The sequence below is a fragment of the Beduini sp. genome (assembly GCF_047239305.1).
Lineage (GTDB): Bacteria > Bacillota_I > Bacilli_A > Erysipelotrichales > Coprobacillaceae > Beduini.
Map to the genome: position 1 here is coordinate 538,104 of NZ_JBKTEM010000001.1, position 20,915 is coordinate 559,018.

At 35.6% G+C, this 20,915-nt stretch carries 24 protein-coding genes; 2 read left to right on the forward strand and 22 right to left on the reverse strand.

Features of this window, described 5'->3' with window-relative positions:
• Nucleotides 1-5: 5 nt before the first annotated feature.
• From ACLRVU_RS02725 to ACLRVU_RS02780, 12 genes are all read right to left on the reverse strand, one after another.
• Nucleotides 6-1,187 (reverse strand): AfsR/SARP family transcriptional regulator, encoded by a 1,182-nt coding sequence (locus ACLRVU_RS02725; protein ID WP_412890579.1) that lies wholly within the window; start codon nt 1,185-1,187, stop codon nt 6-8.
• Between the two features lie 177 nt (nt 1,188-1,364).
• On the reverse strand, nt 1,365-2,420 hold the full coding sequence (locus tag ACLRVU_RS02730; RefSeq protein WP_412890580.1) for a type IV pilus twitching motility protein PilT: 1,056 nt from the start codon (nt 2,418-2,420) through the stop codon (nt 1,365-1,367).
• A 1-nt stretch (nt 2,421) separates the two neighbouring features.
• Nucleotides 2,422-2,799 (reverse strand): hypothetical protein, encoded by a 378-nt coding sequence (locus ACLRVU_RS02735; protein WP_412890581.1) that lies wholly within the window; start codon nt 2,797-2,799, stop codon nt 2,422-2,424.
• On the reverse strand, nt 2,789-3,157 hold the full coding sequence (locus tag ACLRVU_RS02740) for a hypothetical protein (protein WP_412890582.1): 369 nt from the start codon (nt 3,155-3,157) through the stop codon (nt 2,789-2,791). Before ACLRVU_RS02740 ends, ACLRVU_RS02735 begins: the two co-directional genes overlap by 11 nt.
• Nucleotides 3,158-3,167: 10 nt before the next feature.
• Entirely contained in the window at nt 3,168-3,617 is a 450-nt protein-coding gene (locus ACLRVU_RS02745) for a DUF4860 domain-containing protein (protein ID WP_412890583.1), read from the reverse strand.
• Entirely contained in the window at nt 3,610-3,909 is a 300-nt protein-coding gene (locus ACLRVU_RS02750) for a hypothetical protein (RefSeq protein ID WP_412890584.1), read from the reverse strand. Before ACLRVU_RS02750 ends, ACLRVU_RS02745 begins: the two co-directional genes overlap by 8 nt.
• A gap of 10 nt (nt 3,910-3,919) precedes the next feature.
• The gene (locus tag ACLRVU_RS02755; protein ID WP_412890585.1) at nt 3,920-4,948 is read right to left on the reverse strand and encodes a type II secretion system F family protein; all 1,029 of its coding nucleotides are present in this window, start codon (nt 4,946-4,948) and stop codon (nt 3,920-3,922) included.
• 10 nt (nt 4,949-4,958) lie between these two features.
• Nucleotides 4,959-5,855 (reverse strand): transglutaminase-like domain-containing protein, encoded by an 897-nt coding sequence (locus ACLRVU_RS02760; RefSeq protein WP_412890586.1) that lies wholly within the window; start codon nt 5,853-5,855, stop codon nt 4,959-4,961.
• A 212-nt stretch (nt 5,856-6,067) separates the two neighbouring features.
• Nucleotides 6,068-6,793, reverse strand: coding sequence for a hypothetical protein (locus ACLRVU_RS02765; protein ID WP_412890587.1), 726 nt, complete (start codon nt 6,791-6,793; stop codon nt 6,068-6,070).
• Nucleotides 6,793-7,653 carry an ABC transporter ATP-binding protein gene (locus ACLRVU_RS02770; RefSeq protein WP_412890588.1) on the reverse strand — a complete coding sequence of 287 codons (861 nt, stop codon included), beginning with the start codon at nt 7,651-7,653 and terminating at the stop codon, nt 6,793-6,795. Before ACLRVU_RS02770 ends, ACLRVU_RS02765 begins: the two co-directional genes overlap by 1 nt.
• On the reverse strand, nt 7,640-8,017 hold the full coding sequence (locus ACLRVU_RS02775; protein ID WP_412890589.1) for a GntR family transcriptional regulator: 378 nt from the start codon (nt 8,015-8,017) through the stop codon (nt 7,640-7,642). Before ACLRVU_RS02775 ends, ACLRVU_RS02770 begins: the two co-directional genes overlap by 14 nt.
• A 119-nt stretch (nt 8,018-8,136) precedes the next feature.
• Nucleotides 8,137-9,123 carry an NADH:flavin oxidoreductase gene (locus ACLRVU_RS02780; RefSeq protein ID WP_412890590.1) on the reverse strand — a complete coding sequence of 329 codons (987 nt, stop codon included), beginning with the start codon at nt 9,121-9,123 and terminating at the stop codon, nt 8,137-8,139.
• A 107-nt stretch (nt 9,124-9,230) separates the two neighbouring features.
• On the opposite strand from ACLRVU_RS02780, the gene ACLRVU_RS02785 reads away from it, so the two are divergent.
• Together ACLRVU_RS02785 and ACLRVU_RS02790 are read left to right on the forward strand one after the other, a co-directional pair.
• Nucleotides 9,231-9,563: a winged helix-turn-helix transcriptional regulator gene (locus ACLRVU_RS02785; protein ID WP_412890591.1), complete on the forward strand. Its 333-nt coding sequence runs from the start codon at nt 9,231-9,233 to the stop codon at nt 9,561-9,563.
• A gap of 129 nt (nt 9,564-9,692) precedes the next feature.
• Nucleotides 9,693-10,583 carry a LysR family transcriptional regulator gene (locus ACLRVU_RS02790; protein WP_412890592.1) on the forward strand — a complete coding sequence of 297 codons (891 nt, stop codon included), beginning with the start codon at nt 9,693-9,695 and terminating at the stop codon, nt 10,581-10,583.
• 175 nt (nt 10,584-10,758) lie between these two features.
• Here ACLRVU_RS02790 and ACLRVU_RS02795 read toward each other — a convergent pair whose 3' ends face one another.
• From ACLRVU_RS02795 to ACLRVU_RS02840, 10 genes are all read right to left on the reverse strand, one after another.
• Nucleotides 10,759-11,811, reverse strand: coding sequence for a GGDEF domain-containing protein (locus ACLRVU_RS02795; RefSeq protein WP_412890593.1), 1,053 nt, complete (start codon nt 11,809-11,811; stop codon nt 10,759-10,761).
• Between the two features lie 369 nt (nt 11,812-12,180).
• Nucleotides 12,181-12,969, reverse strand: coding sequence for a DUF134 domain-containing protein (locus ACLRVU_RS02800; RefSeq protein WP_412890594.1), 789 nt, complete (start codon nt 12,967-12,969; stop codon nt 12,181-12,183).
• Nucleotides 12,970-13,108: 139 nt separating this feature from the next.
• Nucleotides 13,109-13,651, reverse strand: a complete 543-nt coding sequence (locus ACLRVU_RS02805) for a dihydrofolate reductase family protein (protein ID WP_412890595.1) — start codon at nt 13,649-13,651, stop codon at nt 13,109-13,111.
• Nucleotides 13,652-14,177: 526 nt separating this feature from the next.
• Nucleotides 14,178-14,741: a hypothetical protein gene (locus ACLRVU_RS02810; RefSeq protein ID WP_412890596.1), complete on the reverse strand. Its 564-nt coding sequence runs from the start codon at nt 14,739-14,741 to the stop codon at nt 14,178-14,180.
• 213 nt (nt 14,742-14,954) lie between these two features.
• Nucleotides 14,955-15,314, reverse strand: coding sequence for a molecular chaperone Hsp90 (locus tag ACLRVU_RS02815; RefSeq protein WP_412890597.1), 360 nt, complete (start codon nt 15,312-15,314; stop codon nt 14,955-14,957).
• A gap of 402 nt (nt 15,315-15,716) precedes the next feature.
• On the reverse strand, nt 15,717-16,943 hold the full coding sequence (locus ACLRVU_RS02820) for a Wadjet anti-phage system protein JetD domain-containing protein (protein WP_412890598.1): 1,227 nt from the start codon (nt 16,941-16,943) through the stop codon (nt 15,717-15,719).
• 3 nt (nt 16,944-16,946) lie between these two features.
• Nucleotides 16,947-18,218, reverse strand: a complete 1,272-nt coding sequence (locus tag ACLRVU_RS02825; RefSeq protein ID WP_412890599.1) for an SbcC/MukB-like Walker B domain-containing protein — start codon at nt 18,216-18,218, stop codon at nt 16,947-16,949.
• Entirely contained in the window at nt 18,166-20,208 is a 2,043-nt protein-coding gene (locus ACLRVU_RS02830) for an ATP-binding protein (protein ID WP_412890600.1), read from the reverse strand. The genes ACLRVU_RS02825 and ACLRVU_RS02830 overlap by 53 nt, the downstream gene beginning before the upstream one ends.
• On the reverse strand, nt 20,205-20,588 hold the full coding sequence (locus tag ACLRVU_RS02835) for a hypothetical protein (RefSeq protein ID WP_412890601.1): 384 nt from the start codon (nt 20,586-20,588) through the stop codon (nt 20,205-20,207). The genes ACLRVU_RS02830 and ACLRVU_RS02835 overlap by 4 nt, the downstream gene beginning before the upstream one ends.
• Nucleotides 20,585-20,914, reverse strand: a complete 330-nt coding sequence (locus tag ACLRVU_RS02840; RefSeq protein ID WP_412890602.1) for a DUF4406 domain-containing protein — start codon at nt 20,912-20,914, stop codon at nt 20,585-20,587. The genes ACLRVU_RS02835 and ACLRVU_RS02840 overlap by 4 nt, the downstream gene beginning before the upstream one ends.
• Between the last annotated feature and the right edge of the window lies 1 nt (nt 20,915).

A 20,915-nucleotide genomic window follows, 5' to 3' on the forward strand; every position in this document is an offset into this window, starting at 1 on the left:
CCCCCCTAATTAATCTTTTTCAAATCTTTCTTCAGCATTACATGCGGATGCTTTTTCTTTTCATCATACCTTTTTTGTATGCGGTTCACGGCAATTTCTGCCCCCTCAATATCAGGTGAAGCCACAATCAAAGAAAACTGAGTCATATTAAACTTTGAAAATACATCATTTTTCCGCAGACTACCAGCAATAACATTCCTTAGAATTTTAGATTCTTCCTGTAATTCTTTTTCTGATAGCTGATCTGTTTCATCACAGAGAGTCAGCAGCGCTAAAACACGAGCTTTCATAGAACGTCTGGCAGAACGCAGATTCACTTGATAAATATTTTTAAACACGTCAAAATCACAGTAAAAAGTGGCATCAAAATCACCTGTATTCGTTAAATTCTGTTCCAGTTCTTCTACCCCGATTTGAGTAGCCGGTGCTGTATCTAAAACTAACTGATAGATTTCTTTCATTCTTTGAGAAACGCTCATTCCATACTGACTGTAGTAATGATCGACCGTTTGACGATAAAACGATAATGCATTGTCAATTTGTCTTGCTTTATAATAAGCAAAGAGCTTCATTTCACAAAGATGGGAATCCATCAGTCTTTGAACATGCGGATGATTAGTAATATTTAAAATTTCATTAAACCTTTCCTGTTCCTGAAGCTTCTCCAAAGTTTGTTGAACAGCTTCCAAACAATTGGTTTCCAATACATTATTCATCTGCATAATCCAAGTGTTGTAATTGAATTCAGGCAAAAAATCATATTCATATTTTCCCAATAAATTTAAACACTTTTCATACTTTCTTTCTAAATCTGTTTCTTGTTTAACGCGATTAGCCAGTTTTAATATTTCTTCATAATCGATCTTGCATTCAATCTCGATATTCCAGTGATAACTATGTCCCTGTGACTGGATGCAGTTCACATCATCAAAGAATTTTTTCATTTCTTTGCGTGCGCGATAAACTAAATTTCTTAATGCTCCCTCCGGTTTATCAGAGTCTCCATCTGACCATAAAAAGTCAATCAATTTAGAAGTGGTCAAATTACGATTACGATTCAATATAAGATAAACAATTAACAGTTCCACCTGAGCACTTCGCTGTCTTTCTGAAGGAAAATACGTTTCCCCGCTTACTATTTTAAGTTTCCCCAATGTTTGAACACTTAATATTTCTCGATCCATCATAATTATCTCCTTCTTTATTCCCAATGAATTAGTTATTTCTAATCCAATATAAGTTTCTAAACTCTACTTATCCACTTTCATTATACTCTTTTCCGTCACAAAAACTATATGTTTTAAAAGTAATTTCGCTTCGTTTTTTGTAATTTGTGATAACTAAAAAGGAGGAAATCCTCCTGATTATAATTTTTTTTCGATTTGCATTGGATTTGATGCAAACAGCATTACTGTTTCCTTTGTAATCTTGTTTTGCCTGTAAAGATCAAGAATTGCTTCATCCATAGTAATCATGCCCTGCTGTCGACCTGATGAGATCGCATTATCGATCTGATGCGTCTTTCCATCTCGAATCAAAGTGCGAATAGCCTGATTACAGATCATTACTTCAAATACCGGGATCATCTTGCCATCGATCCCCGGCAGCAATTGCTGAGACACAACGGCATTAAGCACCATGGATAACTGAATACGAATCTGCTGCTGCTGAGATGGCGGAAATACATCAATCATTCGGTCAATCGTGTTCGCCACCCCTATTGTATGCAGGCTGGAAAAAATCAAATGCCCAGTTTCCGCCGCCGTAATCGCAATTTCAATAGTCTCCAAATCACGCATTTCCCCTACTAATATGACTTCCGGCGCTTCTCTTAAAGCGGCACGAAGGGCAGATACATAATCTTTCGTATCATGATAAACTTCACGCTGAGAGACAATGCTTTTTCGATGACTGTGCAAATATTCAATTGGATCTTCAATCGTTACAATATGCGTATTGCGATGACGGTTGATTTGATCGATCATACAAGCTAGAGTTGTTGACTTACCGCTTCCCGCTGATCCGGTGACTAAAATCATCCCTTTTTTGGTTGATGCCAAATCCATTACCGCTGCAGGGATATGAAGTACCTGGGGATCCGGTAATTCAAAACGTACAACACGAATTACAGCCGCTAAAGAACTTCTTTGTTTATAGACATTGACACGAAAACGTCCAACATCTGGAATCGAAAATGAGAAATCATCATCACCGCTTTGAATAAATTCCTCAATATCTTCTTTTTGAGCAATATGATAAATCTCACGAATCAGATTTTCGGTATCCTGAGTTGTCAGTCGATCTCCTGTATATTTTTCAATCTGTCCTTCTATTTTAATGGCACATGGAGACCCTGCCACAATAAATATATCCGATGCTCCCTTGTTTACCACATCTTCTAATAATGTCTTTGCTTCCATGTTATTCCTCCATATTTTCTGTTTTTAATGATAAAAGAACCAGTTGATTTTCTTCAACTTTAAAGGTCAGCTTCAAGATACGCCCATTCATCATTGGCTCTTGCAGAATATATTCATCATCTAAATACTGATATTCTATTCCCACAAGATCTTGTTGGAGATCAGTGCTGTCTAATCCATAATACAGATCAAGAAGCTTTGCTTCTGATTGATAATAGTCGCTGGTAAGTTCCATTTGGCGCATCATCGCTTCATAACTAGAGTTTGCCCTTAAATAAGAAAGAATAGCCAAAATAAACATGACCAGTACCACAAATATCATAAAAATAGTAGATGCACCAATCCCCATATGAAAACCTCTACTCTCCTTATTCATCATGGATCCCTCCTAAAACAAAAGGAAACCGGCTTATTATTTCCTCTTGATGATAAAGAATGACCTCACCATGTACGAATTCATCTTGACTCCATTCAATGATTAGATTATCCAGCTGATAAGTTCCGTCATCTTTTTTCACTGCATCAAAAAGCTGCTGGGGAGTTTGTGAAGGGTACGCCTGCATCGTTTCAATCATGCTTTGTGCCTCACTCATAGCAGCCTCTAAATAACTCGCAGTTTCTTGCCTTTCTTTTGCCTTCACTACTAAAGATACGCAAACCGTAGCAGAAATTATAAAAAAGAAGATCACAATAATAAGTTCCATTAAATATGAAAATGAATGTCCTTTCGATTTCATGTGATCCCTCCTAACTATGCATATAAACAGAAATCTGTTCACTCTGTTGACCAATCTGTACACTAAAATGATACAGCCGATCCTGATAGCTCATTTTAAAATCATCTAATTTAAACAATTTTTCTCCCTCATCTAATGATGGCATATAATCTTTCACAGCATAAAGTTCCCGCAGATAACCCTCAAAATAATAGATATAAGTAATATGTTGATCTTCTTCCATTTTTAGACAGGGTATCTCTTCAATGGTAACAAGCTCCACTGCTTCTTTTTGATCACAGCTTTTTAATCGTGTATTTAAATAAGCTAAAGGTGTCATTAGGCGATCCTGCAAAGCAATACTTTCATGAATATTCTGATAGACCTGAATTTCACTTGTCATAACAAAGAAAGAACCCATCACAAAAACCAAAAATAAGGTAAGAAACATCAAGGTTTGAATATGTGATCGTTTATTCACTATGAGTCACCTTCTTACTGACGCGGATCGTTGGTTTCAGATTATCCCCTTCATAATGATAGAGTATATTATAGTCTTTTTCATTGACCAACAAGCCGTAATATTCTTTTAAATAAGCAACATCTTTAGGGTATCTGCCTTCAATGCTGTAACATTTTAAACTTAATTCTTCAATGGTCTCGCTGATTCTCTGCAAATCTTCTTTCTGAGAATACTGACTGGCTTCTTGAAATCCGATCCATATCAAGAAAATCACTGCTCCCACAAATAAGATTTTTATTATAGTTCTCATGAATATTCACCTACAAAGAAGAAAGAACGCTAACGATCGGCAGCATCACAGAAAGCAGGATTATTCCCACAATGACAGACAAAAAGGTAACGATTGTGGGCTCGATAATATTCAAAAAACGAGCGATAGATTCACTGACTTCATCCTGATATGTAACGGACAGCTGTTTAAGCACCTGTTCAACTTGTCCGGTCTTGATCCCTACTTGCAGCATATTCAGTTTCATTCCCTGATAAATACGATGCTTAGAAACACTGTCAATAAACATTTCCCCTGCCTGCATATCCTGATAGGCTTTTTGCAAACTCCCTTTTAACGCTTTTTCTTCTACTAAAGGAATCGTATTTTCCACGGCTTCTTCAAACTCATAGCCACTTGACATAAACATAGATAAGGCATAAGTCATCTGCGCATGAGACAAAGCATAGGACAGAGATTTCATAAAGGGCGTTTTATAGATAAAAACTGTCAGTAAATTCATATTCGTGATTTTAGAATAAATATAAAAGACTAAAACAGCAGCTAAAACAATCGTCAAAACAACAAATCCAACAATAGAAGCAATCTGTCCCACTTTCATAAATGTATACGCATAAGGCGACAGGTGACTTCCTAAGCTTTTTAAGACATTTTGAAAAATAGGCAGCACTTTAAACACAATCACCCCGATAACTACAAACATCATCATCAATAAAACAATAGGATATGTCAAAGCTTGCTGGAGCTGATCCGACATCCCTTTCATTCTCCCATAATAGTTGGCTAACGAAAGCATAACATCATCTAAATGCCCGCTCATTTCCCCTACTTCTAATAAATGCACCATATAGCCGTCAAAGGCATCTGTTTTCATAACCGCTTGGCTTAAACGAGAATCTTCTTTAAAATTTTCAATAACCTCTTTCAGCACTTCTTTTAAATGTGAATTTTCTGATTCCTGCCGAATCATCTCCACTCCCTGCTGCATATCAAATCCGGCGTCTAAAATCATCGCCATCTGACTGGCAAAGAGGCATTTTTCCTCAAAGTTTAGTTTCATAGTGCTCCCCCTAGTAATAGTAAACAGCTTCATACTGTCCTTTATAATTGAATTTTGAACTGGCAAAAGTAGGATCCATTCGTGTCCATACTTTTTCGTCAATAAATGTATCCGGATTAACCCAGCCTTTTCCTTCTAAATAAACCTCTACCCAAGCATGATATTCGATATCTGTATTCCCACAGATCAGTCGTGCCGGGATATGATTAATTCTCAGCATTGCGACCATCATGGCTGCATAATCGAAACAAATTCCTTTTTTATTTTCAAATAGTTCCGTTAAATTCGGAAGAATATATTTCGTCGTTGCGATCGTCGCTTTATCATCGTCATAATCAAGATAATGCACTACATAATCGTAAATATTACGAATTCTTTGTAAGTCATTGGTATCTTCCTTTACCAGTTCAATACTCTTTTGTGTAATGATATCTCCTTTTTTATAATCAACCAACTGATTAGGATATAAAAAAGGCGTTAATTCATCTTTTAATACTACATTAATTTTCTGCGACTTCACGATCGCATATTCATCCCCCTGTGTGTTTTCCAATATCTTAATAAGATATTCCCCATTTCCCATCTGCATTGGAAACGCCACCGGTTCAGTGCTGATTAAATCATAATTATAAGTTTGTACGGAAGTGGATATTTGAATTTTGATCTTTTTTTCACTCTCATTATTCAAATAAGCCATAACATAGCCTAAATCAGAATGGCTGTAATCAACGTTTGCTATAGAACTTTGGATAAGATATTCTCCGGAGTTTTCCGGATATAAAATATCCTCTTCACTATAGGAAGGTGAATCCGGATAATCACTTGGATAATCCCCTTTCTTGTTTGAACAGCCGCATAATATCAGAGACAGTGCTAACATCATAATATAAAATTTTTTCAATCTCACACTATCCCCTTCTTTCTTTATTATTATACACGAAACCTATTGATAAAACAAACATGCGGTTTGTTAAGTATCCAACAATCCGATAGACCCATTATTCTAAATAAAATGTTTACTACAGTAACACACCCTTGCCAACACTAAATATAACCTTTAATCAAAAAATATTCATGATCATCCTTTTATTTTTGAAAACAAAAAAAAGACCAAAGCCTTTATACTTTAAGTTCGGTCCTTTTAATAACCCAATAACTACTGATCATAATCACTACATTGACAACTAAAACAGTCAAGATTGGAAATGAAAATTGAATAGTGCCATCACTTCTATAGCCGATTACTCTTAACAGTCCATAAAGAATATCCATCACAAGCTCTCTTGGCAAAACTAAATTGAAAAGTAATGGAGTGACCACAAATAACACAAGTCCTAATGTAATTAAGATAAAATAGAATAGTTTTTTACCTATTTTATTTGATATTAAATTCAGCAGATACATCAATGATGAAACTAGAAAATAAAATCCAAACAGCCAAATAAACTGGATTAAAATGGAATGCCCGGATCCGTAAATTTGATGAAAAAGCGGAGCAAATCCGGTAAATTGCACAAGCAATGCAGCCATGCATGTATCAACAACCGCCATCAGTAATGAGATAAAGACAAACATCCCCAGTGTTCCTAACAAAATAGATTTTCTTGTGAATCCATTTTGCATAAAAAACTTGAAATCTTCATTAAACCCCAGAGAACCAAGAATCCCTAAATAAATCATACACGCCATCTCTGTTCCACTAAAAACAGATCCTCCTAGATGCCCTTGAATCATCCAGGCAATTAAATATCCAAATAGAATAATTCCATATAAAATGGCATAGAAAACAGCTAATGATTTCAACGAAGTATAACATTCAAATTTAATTAGTGTTTTAAGTTTCATTAGTAAGCTCCCCCATTCTCTGTTAATTTTACGAATAACTTTTGTAGGTTAATCGATGACGGATGCAGACGCTCGTTTAACTGACATTCATCAAGTTCTCCTAACACATAGGCAATTTTCATATTGCCTAACTCATCAAAACCAATCACATTTTTATCTTGACAATATGCGTCAACATCACTTTGCAGTCCGGAAATACTGTAACCTTTAGACATCAGATTTTCTACCGAATCTTGAAGCAGTATTTTACCATGATCGATAATAACAATATCCTCAATCACGCCCGCCACCTCTTCAATTAAATGAGTCGCTAAAATGATTGTACGCTGACTCTTTTCAAAATCCTCCAACAACAGCTTATAAAACATTTCACGATGATTGGCATCCAATCCTAATACCGGTTCATCAAAAATAACATAGGGAACCTGCAAAGATAAAGCAATAATCAATTTAAAGATCGATTTATATCCGGTAGAAAGCGCATTGATCTTTTTATTACGATCCAATCCAAATTGATTACATAGGATAATCGCCTTTTCCATATCGAAACAATCGTAAAACTGCTTTGTCCAATTCATTAATTCTTTAACTTTAAGATTAGGATATAGATTTGCCTCACTCATGCAGAAGATAAGTTCATGCACCTTTTCATTGTCTCTGCTGTCTAGTCTATCAATCAGAATTGTTCCTTCGGAAGCAAAAATACGATTGGATATAATATTTAGAAGTGTTGACTTCCCAGCTCCGTTTCTGCCTAGCAGACCATAGATCTTTCCATGTTCAAACTGAAAGTGAACCTGATCTAAGGCTAATGTGTCCTTGTATTTTTTTGATACTTGATTAATTTCAATGGCTCTCATTACTATACCCTCTTTCTATCAATTGAATAATTTGTTCTTTGCTCATCTTTAACTTGTTAGCTTCATTGATCAATGTTGCTATATACTGATCGTAAAACTTATTTTTCCTTTTTATCCGTATATTCTCCACTGCGCCCTCTTTGACAAACATACCTAATCCTCTTTTCTTATAAAGAATATCTTCATCTACCAGCAAATTCATTCCTTTTAAGACAGTATGAGGATTGATATTAAAAATCATGGATATTTCGTTTGTAGAGGGAACCTTAGTTTCCTCTAGAAAAATACCGGTAAAAATAGAATCTTCCAATTGCTCGGCAATCTGGATAAAAATAGGAATTTCACTTGCTGTATCTATTTTCATGAAGCCCTCCTTCTATAGTTTGTTACTAAAGTAACTAACTACCACACTTGAAGTATATCATACCGGAATTATTTGTCAACACTAAATAAAAAAGATCTGCTTTATTCACAGATCACTTCTTATATTAAAGATTCAATACAATGCTTTGCCCATAATGAATCTTGAAACAATGCTCGTCCAACTCCGATTAAATCGGCACTGTTTTCTTCCAACAGGCTTTCTGCCCCGTTTGCTGTTTTAACGCCGCCAGTTAAAAGTACCGGAATCGAGACATTTTCCTTGATGAGTGAAGTTACATCACTAAAATACCCTTCTTCATTTCGATTCGGACGAAGATACCCATTCAAACCTCCGCTGATATCCAGTAAATCTACTCCTGCTTTTTCAAAAGCAATACAAGCCTCTAATGCATCGCTGATGTCACTCCCGCCCTCTAAATAATCACATGCGCCTAAACGCAGTGCGATCGGATAATCATCTCCCACTGCTCTTCTAACTGCTGCAATGATTTCAAGATGCAGACGGATTCTTGAAAGCAGATTCCCTCCATACTGATCCGTTCTTTTATTGGTTATCGGTGAATAGAACTGATTAAGCAAATAACCATGTGCCGAATGAATCTCTACTCCATCAAAACCGGATTTTTTCGCTAAAATCGCAGCATTGACAAAATCTTTAATTACTTTTTCAATATCTGCAGCACTCATTTCTTTTGGCAAAGGATCATCCTTTTTATCACGAGGATGATGAACTGCACTGGCGCTTAGCTTGGTTTCACTGATCGTCCTGCTGCCGGCATGATTAATCTGTGCAAAAACCGGGGTACCATTTTCATGAATTAATCTTACTAACTTCCGATATCCATCTGCATCTTCCTCTTTAGATAAAGATACCTGGTGAAGACTTGCTTTTCCCTCATCACTGATATAACTATGTTCGGTAATAATCAGACCTAAATAGCCCCCCAATGATTTCTCTTTATAATAGTCTAAGTGAGCTTGATTGATTTCCCCATGATCGGCTTTAGAAGTTGCCATCGGCGGCATAACCAAACGATTTTTTAAAATTAAATTTTTTATTCTTACAGATGTATTTAATCGGCTCATAATATTACTCCTTTTCTTTCCTATTGATTAATCAAATCTTATCATAGTATAATACAAAAAGATAGAACGCACTTTTAAGAAAGGTACTACCTAAAAGGAGAGTAAAGATGAATAACCAAGAAATAGATATTCGCCCGTTTGCCTATGCCATATCTTTAATCGAGGGCAAATGGAAAATGCATATCTTATTTTGGCTGTGGAAAAATGAGATTATGCGCTATGGAGAATTAAAAAAAGCATTAGGCAATGTCACTCATAAAATGCTCAGCAGTCAACTAAAAGGCTTAGAACAAGATGGTATTATTATTCGTAAAGAATATCCGCAGGTTCCACCTAAAGTCGAATATTCTCTATCGGTAACAGGAAGATCCATGATGCCGATTTTAAGTTCATTATGTCAATGGGGGAATGAGCATATACCTACAAATTGGACACTGTAATATGAAAAGTATCTTATAATGATGAGATACTTTTATTATCTAAAATAATAGACCTATATATAACACGCTGATATACTTGATAAGCATATAAATTGACGCTATACTAAAATATAAAGGAGGTCAGCTACTATGGAATTAAGAGTATTAGAATATTTTTTAGCGATTGCCAGAGAAGAAACAATTTCAAAAGCCGCTGAATTTTTACATATTACCCAGCCAACACTTTCAAGACAAATGAAAGATCTCGAAGATGAATTGGGAAAGTCATTATTCATTCGTGGGAATCGCAAGATTACATTAACCAAAGATGGGATGCTGTTAAGAAAACGTGCTGAGGAAATCGTCAGTTTAGTCGAAAAGACAGAAGCTGAAATGTTAGCCGATGACAGTGATTTAAGCGGTGATATCTTCATTGGCAGCGGTGAAACAGACAGTATGCGCTTAATTGCTAAAGTGATGCACAAAATCAAACGAGATCATCCGCATTTAAAATTTCATCTTTACAGCGGAAATGCTGAGGATGTGACCGACCGTTTGGATAAAGGTCTCATTGATTTTGGTATTCTTATTGAACCGGCTGATGTTTCTAAATATGATTTCATTAAAATGCCGACAACCGACGTATGGGGCGTTTTGATGAGAAAAGACGATCCATTAGCTGCTTTATCAACGATTACTCCTAAAGATTTGGTCAACAAACCACTGATTTGTTCAACCCAAAGAGCCGTAGAAAATGAAATCGCCGGCTGGTTTGGTAGAAATCATAAGCATTTAAACATCACGACAACGTATAATCTAATCTATAATGCTTCCCTTTTGGTTGAAGAAGAAGGAGAATACGCTTTAACTTTAGACAAGCTGATTAACACCAGCGGTGACAGTCCTCTATGTTTTCGTCCATTAGAGCCAAAACTTGAGGTTAACTTGAATCTTGTCTGGAAAAAATATCAGATTTTCTCTAAAGCTTCTGAATATTTCTTAGATCAGGTTCGTGAAGAATTCACTAAATACAAAAAATAGAATATTTCTTTATATAAACGAGATAGGAAAAGCAAAAAACCTTTAACTGAGCAGTAAGCTAAAGGAACTTGATGCGATTAACCTATCTTTTTTTAACTTAATCATAAAGTAAAAAAGCTTCTTACTAGTGTACTTTGCTTCATACAATGCAACATCTTATTACATGAAAAAAGGTCTATTTTATCAAGACCTTATTTTTCCCATCCTGTTTGCCTTTATAAAGCAGCTGGTCTGCCCGTTCAATCCACTGATTCAAATCCATCTCATCCTTATTTTCACTTATCCCAAAGGTTAAGGTAATATGAACCACATTATTTTCATAGTGAAAGTCATATTCCTCTATCCATTGACAAAAATCAATCAATTCTTTTTGTACTTTCTCAAGGCTTGTTTTTGAAAATACAAAGACAAATTCTTCTCCGCCCCAGCGGCACAAGACAACATCGGAATCGAAAAACTGTCGCATCTGCTCAGATAGTTCACGAAGGATTTGGTCACCGCAAATATGACCATATTGATCATTAATCATTTTAAAATCATCAATATCTCCAATCGCCAGCACTTTATTTTCTTTGATACCATTTTTGAAAATTTCTTTTAAATAATGACGGTTATACAAGCCCGTCAGCTGATCATAGTCTGCCAGCTGCTGAAGATTATCATTTTGAATCATCAGTTCTTTTTGACTTACGGCCGCATTAACTTTAGAAACATAGGCAACATACAAAATAATACTAAAAGAACCGATGCAATTGCAAAAGAAAATAGCATGCGTAAAAATAGGATTAATCATAAACCACGGAGCATAATTCAAGGTGTAGATACGAAGGATAAAGAAAACAGTAAAATGAAAAACAGATATAAGATAAGGAATATAAGTACGTTTATAAGGACAAAAATAAACCAAGCTTGCCATTGCCACCAGCAGCATATAAAAACTTCCATCCCATCCGTACATCAGTGTTTGTAAAAATACAAACAGGCAGGATTCCATATGGATCAGTGTAACGACTAAAGTATAACGGCGCTTTTTTATAGCAATATACAACATAGCACTATAAAATACAACACTTCCAATATTATATAGACAACCCAGCTTATATTGAAACAATCCAAATAATAACGTATAGACGATATGCAGAAGGAGTCCTAGAGCAATAATATTTCGATAAACTTTATAGACATAGTTTATCTCATTTGTAACAGATGTTTTGGGTGTATCAGACATTATGGATTCCTCCCCTCTACTTACATCATAATTACTTTTTTAATAACAGACAACCATTTTATCACAAATAATATGAATTCAGGCTGCAACTTTGGTAAAAACTGCCGAATACCTGTCGATTTTACTTTTCATTCGTTTGTTTCTATAATTAAACAAATAAAAAGCAGCCAATATAAATTGACCACTCGATAATAACGTATACTATTTTCATTATTCATTTCTAATTTTCTTTGATCGATTTATAAATAGTGTCAACCATTCAATCCATAACAGCGGCACTAATCAATTAGAAACATTTAATATGCTCTTATTTTTCAAGAATACACTCCCTGTCCGTGAGAGCTAAGACTATAGAAAGCAAGTGACTTATTAATTACTGCCTTTACTGCCTGCACAGCCATGCTTATCTTCACCACAATGATGTTCCCCACAATTATGTTCTTGTTCATGGTGAGAGCAATGTACATTTACATCATAATTCAGTTCCCCAGCCAAATAAGCAGTAACTGCTTCATCTGTATCTCCAGTTACTCCGCCACACAATTGAATCTCGGCGTTAGACAGTGCAGTCTTGGCACCCCCACCAATCCCACCGCAGATGAGCAGGTCAACGCCTGCTTGTTTCAAAAACTCAGCTAATGCACCATGCCCTTGACCAAACGTATCGATAATCTGTGATTTTACAATCTTTTTATCCTCAACATCATAAAGCTTAAACTGCTTCGTATGCCCGAAATGCTGAAAAACCATTCCATTTTCATAAGTTACTGCTATTCTCATTTGATTTTCTTCCTTCCCTTGAATCCTTATTTTTCTGACGGATGCCTCTGCTCTGTTACATGTCTTATTACAGCAAAAAGAAGCTGCTCCATCACACAACCGATAGTGACCGCCGGAAATATACAGTCTTTTTCCATTCACAACACTGTCCGCAAGTTTCTGTCGGGCAGTTTCATAAATCTCTGTTACTGTTGTACGAGAAATTCCCATCTGCTTTGCACATTGTTCATGAGTCCTTTTTTCCAAATCAATCAAACGGATTGTCTCATATTCATCAAGTGCCATGACAATCTCCTCACCAGTCAACACTCCATCTGGCTGAAAACAGTCATAAGCTGGTTCTGTGCAGATTCTCCTGCATCTGGTTGGTCTTGCCATCAAATTTCTCCTCCCTTTATTTCCGTCATATGTCGTTAACTATTATAACATAGGTAAAATTTAAAATCAATTTACTATAACTAAGTTCTTTATTCAGGGCTAAATATATACCAGCTTGATATTCAACTATTGTGTCATTCTAATTTTCTCTAATTCGTTCATAAACTATATCCACCATTCCATTAAAGTTACTATTAGAGATTAATTTAAATCGTTTCATTTGTTCCTGATCTTCAAACAAGCGAACGCCTTTTCCTAAAAGACATGGAATCAGTGTGAGATGCAGTCGATCAATCCTGTCATTTTTTAGGCATTGAGTCACAATACTCGCTCCACCACAGATCCAAATATCCTTTCCCTCTTGATGTTTAAGTTCATCAATAAACACCGAAATATCTCTTTCATTTATAAATTTGATTTCCGGTTGCAAAGGATAATTGTGATGGGTGAAAACATAAGTTTGTTTTCCCTCATAAGGCCAGTTATCAGGTGACAATTCTGTCGCAATCTGATGATAAGTTGTGTGTCCTAAAATGACCGTATCAATCGTTTTTATAAATTCACCATAACTGGTTTCTTCAAGATCACATGATTGATCTCCAACGAGCCAGTCTACCTTACCTTCATGGTCGGCAATGAAGCCATCTAAACTCATCGCAATATATAAAACGGTTTCTCTCATACTTTTCTCCTTCTAACAACGTATCTTTTTTCTTTTATATCCTCATTTACCTTTGTCGATTGTTTTTTGAATATCATCAGAAGCTAAAGGGACTGGACATTAGGTCTTTTTCATATCTACTTCAACAACACCTATTATTTTTACTACACGCATCAGTTCATTACTTAAAGGCAAATAAATAATTTTTAATTTTATTGGATTTTACCAACTAAAAGTATTCCTTATCTTTCTTCTTGTTTTCTCCTTTCTATAAATAGCATAATCCAATCTATGTGACAAGCAATGTGGCCGATTAAAAAGGCAATATAACTCTATATTGTGCTTCGTTCTTATTATTTTATTCTAATCAGCTGATCATAATCCATTTCTAAAGCTCCGATCTCCACTGTATCTGTATTCACCTTATAATTTGGCAGGGGATATTTTATTCGGTGTCCTGACTTCTGAAAAATAAACTTCTCCTAATGTATCAATAATAACTTTATATCTTAGTTCTGTTTTTTTCTCTCCTTCTTTACCCTCATATTCAAACATCCTCAAACGGGATCTCTTTCATATCTTTAATCAATTCATTAATTTCATGATAAATAAAATACCATCCTTGCTGTGCCCCGCAGTGTTCACATACATTCATCGGATAACTTCTTCCTTGTGTCTTACTGTATTTTACTTTGATTCGATCTGGATAATGATTCATGATTAACGCATCTAACCTCTCGTCATCGCCGATCACCAACAAGCCATAATATTCAATACTCGGATCTTGAAGATGAGCCATTAAATTTTGATTCTTCAATAGCCTTTTCTTATCCCATGGATACTCCACATTCTCGTTAGTTCCATCATTAAAAACAATGTAAGTATAAATCGTTGTATCTTTATGGCATCGATAACAACGCTTTTTTAACTTGTAAATTTTAAAAGGCTCTCTTTTACTTTGTTCTTTTAACGGCTTTATAATTTCAATATTATCTTCATAATAAGCATACTCTTTACCATTCTCTACAAACGTTATGTATGCCTTCTTGTCCCTTATTTCAATAGCATAGGCCTCTTTTATTTCATCGCTCCGTTTATCCCTAAATTTCATAAACCTGCTCCTTCCTATCCTCTTTACATAATTGTAGATACGCCCACTTTCCTTTATTTTACTAGAGGTGAAGATGAATTACCATCTTTAACTCCCTCTTATGAAAAAGATTTATCAAATACATACTTTAAAATAAAGTAAAAACAGCAATAAAATGAATTATCACTGTTCTTTAATATTAAAGATTATTCACGTATAGAGAACTATGAATTTTTATTTCAAAAGCTCATCTTTTTTATCAAGGATCGCTTCCGCAATTGCACAAGCTGGGCAATCACAGTATTTTGCCCCATTTGCTTTAATTTCTTTACCATGCTTCGCAATATTCGCCGCTGTTTCTTCCCCAAAATGCTTTATTCCTACTTCTGATTCAACAAAACCAATTAACCCATCCACACTCATAATATTATCTTCTAGTTCCGCAATGTATTTCTTTGTTTCATCTGCTTCTTTTTCTGTCCCTACTGCATCCAGCCATGCTTGTGCCGACTCTTTCAACTCTTTACAGCAGGTTGAGGCATTCATTAATTCTTTTGTCTTTTCGACTGTGAATTCTAATACTGTTTTTTCCATAATAACCACCTTTCTTTTGTTACTCTTATTGTAACATGAATTTTAAGCGGTTACAAATTAGAACGATTTGGATATATTTACTTTTATATCTATATTACTTAAATTGTAATTTCCTTTCTATGACAAAGGCGGCAGAAGAATATCCTCCGCTAAACTTTATAAAAATCTATGAAAATCTTTTCTCAATTTATGAAAAAGGAATTTAAACTTAAAGACGGTAAATCTGATTACGCTAAAAATACAATACGGATGTATCCATGTGGTACTTTTTTAAATAGAAACCATAAAGCTCATGTATTAAAGACTTTTCTATTCATGACCAACAAATATACATAAATTAATATTAAGTCTTCCTCATAAGAATTAGTTTATAGTATTTTATCATTATATATATCTCTGTATCTAGCATAACTCCGAGCTTCTTTTCATCAGATCCAAACTTACAATCTCTTGTTCTAATTTCACATTTTGTACTAACATGTAATGAATTACTTCTGCATAAGTATTTATTGTTTTTAACTCCGTGAGTCTGTTTCTATCATTACTTGATAACTCATGTAAACACAATGCATATGTATCATTTTGCAATTCATCAACAGACATGCCAAACAGCCCAAAATTTATTCCGGTAACTTCACACAAATTATGATGAATCCAAAAGCCCCCCGCATCAATATCTCCAAAATGCTCATATGTAATATCCTTGTTGAATGCATACACTAATTTAAGAAAATCCCGCTGATATCTATTCATATATCCACCAAGATAAAACGTCACAACATTCTCCGCATGATATCTAAGATAAGAGGTTCGATTTTCAACTGTCATAAACTTCAGAGCAATAATCTTAACCGATTGAATATTAATCAAATCTGATGCAAGAAACTCTATCCCATCATGAAACCCGCTTATATCAATTTGTTTTCCTGAAATAGTGATTATCGCATTGCCCTTGATACAAAGTTTCTGTGGTTCTTTCGCTATATGGTAATCTAACAGAATCTCATCCGATAATTCATTATCAGAATCCCGATTTGAATATTTACGGAATATGCTGCAAACCGACTGCAATATTTCATTTTCAAAAAACTTCGAATCTCCATATACCTTCGATGAGACTTCTCTGATATATAAGTCTTGCTTATTTGATTCAATAAAAGCTATTGCTTTCAAAATATTATCTAATTCGTCAATATTCTTTGGAATCTTTCTGTTTTTTATATACTCGGTCAATTTAGCACATTCCTTCTTACATATAGATGAGGCATTTTGATATTTATCAACCAATTCTTTTAGTTTCTCAATCTTCATGTCCTTCGACACATATCCGTATTTATCTGCCAGATATTGTTCGATATCTTGTATTTTCTCATCTATTAGATAAATACAATGAAGTTGGGTACCAAAAGTTTCTGTTTCTCTAGCAACAAAACCTTTTTGGAACAATTCTTCTACCGCCTGATTAAGCTTTGTGATTTCTTCAAAATCTCCGTCATTGGCACTATATTTCTTATATAGTTTCTCAGGTTTTATTTGTGTTCTCCTATTGGTCTTATTATTACCAGCATCTTTTTTACTCTTTCGGAAATTCTCAACCAAACTAGTCAGTATTTTTTCTTCGTACTTCAAATGTCACACCCCTTTATGCATATCAATAATTCCCATCTCCATAAGATCCGGTCTTGTTCGAAGCACCGGCAATATCACTTCACATTCATTTCCAATCAGTTCTGTTTTATCCGGAGCACAGAAAATCATCTGAAGATTCTGCTCTTTCATAAAATCAAGCATAATTTTCACATTTGTTGGATCCATTTTGGCAAACGGCTCATCAATAAACACTAGTCTTGTTGAACTGTTCTTAGCATTATAAATCATAAGCAGCGCAGACAACAAAATAAGCATGTATGGAATCTGCACCTCCGCTCCCGAATTATAACCTGACTGCTTAGATAGTTTCGCCTTTGCAAGCACATCATTTGTCAAAATAATTTCGTAAGTCATATAGTTTCTATAGTCCGCATAATGTTCAATCTTCTCTTTATTGTTGCTTTCCACGATATGATTAATAATTTTTTTAATGTCCTGCTCCAATATTTCACCTTTATCATCAGAATATGATGTTACAGCATCGATTGTCATTTGCCCTGATGCGGTCCCTATATCTTCACGTTCTTTTAAATATCTCGCATACTCCAAAATTTTCTCGTAGTCTGAGCCATCCTTGACATACTTCACCTCAAATGAATATTTTGATTTAAATTGAAGACATGCCAATTCTGCATTAATAAGTTTCAATTCGTCTCGGGCTGCCTCGCAAGACTTTAATACAGTAAGAACAAATTCATTCTTGAATATTTCTTCATAACGTCTTGTCTGCTCCTTTAGTTCTGCCTGTACTTCTTCTCTGTCATCTATCCAAATTCGCGATTTTCTTGCTTGATAATCCGCTATAGAACTCTCTGTCATAGGAAGCTGATTATCTCCAGTTCTAGATAAATTATAGGCAGCTTGTCCGCCTCTTAGTTTTTTTCCGGCTTCTTCCAAAGTACGCTCAGCACGCGCCCTGTCTTTTAATGTTCCCCCCATTCCATTTCCCTTATTGAGGATAAACTTATCATAATTCTCTATTGCTTTTGCATAAACGCTACTATCACTATCCTTATATTTCTTTAACTGCTCTTTTACAATGCCTATATGTTCGCCTGCTTCTTCATAGTCCTTTTTATTCATATCATGCTTAGTCTGCATTGCTGATTTACCATTATATATAGATTGTCGTTCGTCATTAACTGCCATAAGTTCATTTTCCAATACATCGACTCTCTGAGCAAGCTCCATGTACTCCATATTATTCTTTTGTAGAACAATCAAGCTGTGATTCTTCATATTCTCGACAGGCATCGTAGTTGTATTCACCAAAAAATTGCATCTGACTATCAAAATATGTCTTCTTGAACTTTTCGTTGGTCAACTGGTCCATATATTGGTTATATACCTGTTTTAATTCCTCTAATTTTTTATTAGCTTTGATCCTATTTAACTCAATCGCCTCCTGTCCCAAACAGTAAAATTTAACATGGGCAAAGCGCAGAAAATAACTATCCATCGCAACAGATACCCTTCCTTCTTTTGACATGGCATTCTCATAATTTTTAACCTTATCTTTAGTCACAGCATGAAACCTTCCAAGCTGATAGTTAAAATACTGCTTTGCCACCGAGTTCTTTATCTCGATAAACTGGACCACAGAGTCTTTTTCTGGAATAATATGTTTTCGCATTAATAGTTTGGTGTTAAATAAATGGGCATATTTATTTTTAGAAGCATTTAATACATCATCAGCAATATCGTAATATTCCGGTTCCACAAGAATTGTATACCTTCGCCTTCCAAGATACGCTTCTATAGAGTCACGCCATGCCTCATCTTTAAGGCATAATACATACTCACAAGCAAATCTTGCCTCAGACTGTATATTTCTTTTTTCAAACTCTCGATTAATTTCATTCTTCAAGGCTACATAATCCGGAATTTCTGAAAAAGTAGTCTTTCTTGCCTGACAATTATCAATAATTTGCTGATATCTGTCCTGTTCCCCTTGATTATCTTTCAAATCATCATTAATTCTTGTGATTTTACTAAGGGTATCATCCCTATATTTTTGGATTTCTTGTAAAAAAGAAGCGACACGGCTCTCCTTCTCAACTTTAGTAACAATATCTTCTGTTAAAGAAGATAGAATCTTCTGCTCTTGTACAACATATTGTTCTTTGGCAAACCATGTAATTAATTTATTAACTTTTATCTGGAAGTCACAAAGCTTGTTCTTTTCATCTTCCAAGTTCGTTTTTACCTTTCGTGCTTTTTGCAATGCTTCCTTAGCATCCTCGATTGCCTTGGCACAATCCATGGAGTTTAGATTATCTTTTGCAGCATTATATGCAGCTCTAGTTTCTTTTTCGCGAACATTAATAATTTCCAATTTCTGCTCATACTCAGCAATCTGTTTCTTAGCAATTTTCATATTTCGAGAAGTCTCTTCTAATGTTTTTTTATGTTTTAAAAAACTTTTATAAGCAAGCTTTATATCATCAGCTAAAATAGTATTTCTTGCCCGCTTAAGTTCCTCGAATAATTTAACTATCGTTTCCAATTCTTTAATCTCAGCATCAATAATTTCAAAATTAGCATTCAAGATATCTATATTCTTTTTAGCCTCCACTAGTTTAGAAAAATCAACTTTCTTTTCTTCTAATACACTTTCTCGAATAAACTGATCGATTTTGGCATTCGGATCATAAGACATAATACTACGAAGTTTACGCCTGAATGCTGCTAATTGCTGCTCATTAAGACGTAACCCTGTTCTTTGCATAAATTTTGAAAGACCTTCTTTCACATCCATCATTCTTAGTCCATAGGCTTTCTGCAATTCAGATGTACTATATGGAACCGTCTGCCCATCTAGCTCATATGTGTGAACCACATCGCTTAATGTTTTATTTTCAATCACATAACGTTGTGTCTTGAATCCATTACCTGAATCTGTATCAATGGCTGCACCTAAAAGAAACGTTCTTCCAAGCTGGACTTCTTCCATCTCAAGAACAATATGCGTATATACATTCGGTATCTTATCGGATGGCCTCATATAGGTGCCAGCAGTCGCATCAAGCAATCCTCTGGTATAAGAGGGTATCGTTCTACTACCTTTATTTTCTGTTGATTTATTAAATACCGTATCTCCATATAGCGCATACTTCACCGCATCCAAAAAAACGGATTTGCCATTCCCATTTTTACCAGCAATTAGAGTGAATAAGCCGATAGGAACAGTAATCTGACCAAAAGCATACCAATTAATTAAACGAATTTGTCTCAATTTAATCATGACCCATCCTCCTCATCCTCTCCAGCTATATCAAATAATTCCTCCATATCTTCAGCCGATTCATTCTTCATATACTCCGCTGCGTCAATATACCTGGCCTTATCACCGTACTCCAGACAGGCCTCCTCCATCCGCTTCTTCCGTTTCTCGTCCTTCTCATTCCCGAACACCCATATCTCATCCGCCTGCTGTGCAAGCCTGCAGGCCAGAAGACGTTCCGCTGCGCCGCCCAGCTCATCCGTAAATACCTTGTGAAAAGCAAGGTAAGGGCTGACTGGTATCACCCCTTTGTGTGCGGCATAACGGCAGTACTCCGCCGCCCGCATCCTGTCATTCTTCTCATTCCCTGTAATCTTTGTCACAATCATTGCCAGCTTCATGCTTCCTTTTCTCCTTTCCCATCCCGGAACCAGACATGGATGCCATGCTCCACCGCAAACCAGATTTCCTGCTCCATGCCCTCTGTGGGTTCCCCGAACACCCAGATCTCGTCACACTCCATCAGCAGCTCCAGCCCCATGGAAATCCCATCCGCACGTTCCTTCAAATTGCCCTCATCCAAAAACTGCGGAAACAGCAGATGCGGCGCAATGGGAAGGCACCCTTCCTCATAAGCCCTGCGGCAGTACCCCGCCGCCCTTACGCTGTTCCCTGTCATATCCCCACGGAAGGGGCTGCAGATAAAAATCTTCTTCCTTTCTGACATC

Coding starts and splice junctions, on each gene's coding strand:
- ACLRVU_RS02725 (WP_412890579.1), bottom strand. CDS start 1,187: ATGATGGATCGAGAAATATTAAGTGTTCAAACATTGGGGAAACTTAAA.
- ACLRVU_RS02730 (WP_412890580.1), bottom strand. CDS start 2,420: ATGGAAGCAAAGACATTATTAGAAGATGTGGTAAACAAGGGAGCATCG.
- ACLRVU_RS02735 (WP_412890581.1), bottom strand. CDS start 2,799: ATGATGAATAAGGAGAGTAGAGGTTTTCATATGGGGATTGGTGCATCT.
- ACLRVU_RS02740 (WP_412890582.1), bottom strand. CDS start 3,157: ATGAAATCGAAAGGACATTCATTTTCATATTTAATGGAACTTATTATT.
- ACLRVU_RS02750 (WP_412890584.1), bottom strand. CDS start 3,909: ATGAGAACTATAATAAAAATCTTATTTGTGGGAGCAGTGATTTTCTTG.
- ACLRVU_RS02755 (WP_412890585.1), bottom strand. CDS start 4,948: ATGAAACTAAACTTTGAGGAAAAATGCCTCTTTGCCAGTCAGATGGCG.
- ACLRVU_RS02765 (WP_412890587.1), bottom strand. CDS start 6,793: ATGAAACTTAAAACACTAATTAAATTTGAATGTTATACTTCGTTGAAA.
- ACLRVU_RS02770 (WP_412890588.1), bottom strand. CDS start 7,653: ATGAGAGCCATTGAAATTAATCAAGTATCAAAAAAATACAAGGACACA.
- ACLRVU_RS02775 (WP_412890589.1), bottom strand. CDS start 8,017: ATGAAAATAGATACAGCAAGTGAAATTCCTATTTTTATCCAGATTGCC.
- ACLRVU_RS02780 (WP_412890590.1), bottom strand. CDS start 9,123: ATGAGCCGATTAAATACATCTGTAAGAATAAAAAATTTAATTTTAAAA.
- ACLRVU_RS02785 (WP_412890591.1), top strand. CDS start 9,231: ATGAATAACCAAGAAATAGATATTCGCCCGTTTGCCTATGCCATATCT.
- ACLRVU_RS02790 (WP_412890592.1), top strand. CDS start 9,693: ATGGAATTAAGAGTATTAGAATATTTTTTAGCGATTGCCAGAGAAGAA.
- ACLRVU_RS02795 (WP_412890593.1), bottom strand. CDS start 11,811: ATGTCTGATACACCCAAAACATCTGTTACAAATGAGATAAACTATGTC.
- ACLRVU_RS02800 (WP_412890594.1), bottom strand. CDS start 12,969: ATGGCAAGACCAACCAGATGCAGGAGAATCTGCACAGAACCAGCTTAT.
- ACLRVU_RS02805 (WP_412890595.1), bottom strand. CDS start 13,651: ATGAGAGAAACCGTTTTATATATTGCGATGAGTTTAGATGGCTTCATT.
- ACLRVU_RS02810 (WP_412890596.1), bottom strand. CDS start 14,741: ATGAAATTTAGGGATAAACGGAGCGATGAAATAAAAGAGGCCTATGCT.
- ACLRVU_RS02815 (WP_412890597.1), bottom strand. CDS start 15,314: ATGGAAAAAACAGTATTAGAATTCACAGTCGAAAAGACAAAAGAATTA.
- ACLRVU_RS02825 (WP_412890599.1), bottom strand. CDS start 18,218: ATGCCTGTCGAGAATATGAAGAATCACAGCTTGATTGTTCTACAAAAG.
- ACLRVU_RS02830 (WP_412890600.1), bottom strand. CDS start 20,208: ATGATTAAATTGAGACAAATTCGTTTAATTAATTGGTATGCTTTTGGT.
- ACLRVU_RS02835 (WP_412890601.1), bottom strand. CDS start 20,588: ATGAAGCTGGCAATGATTGTGACAAAGATTACAGGGAATGAGAAGAAT.
- ACLRVU_RS02840 (WP_412890602.1), bottom strand. CDS start 20,914: ATGTCAGAAAGGAAGAAGATTTTTATCTGCAGCCCCTTCCGTGGGGAT.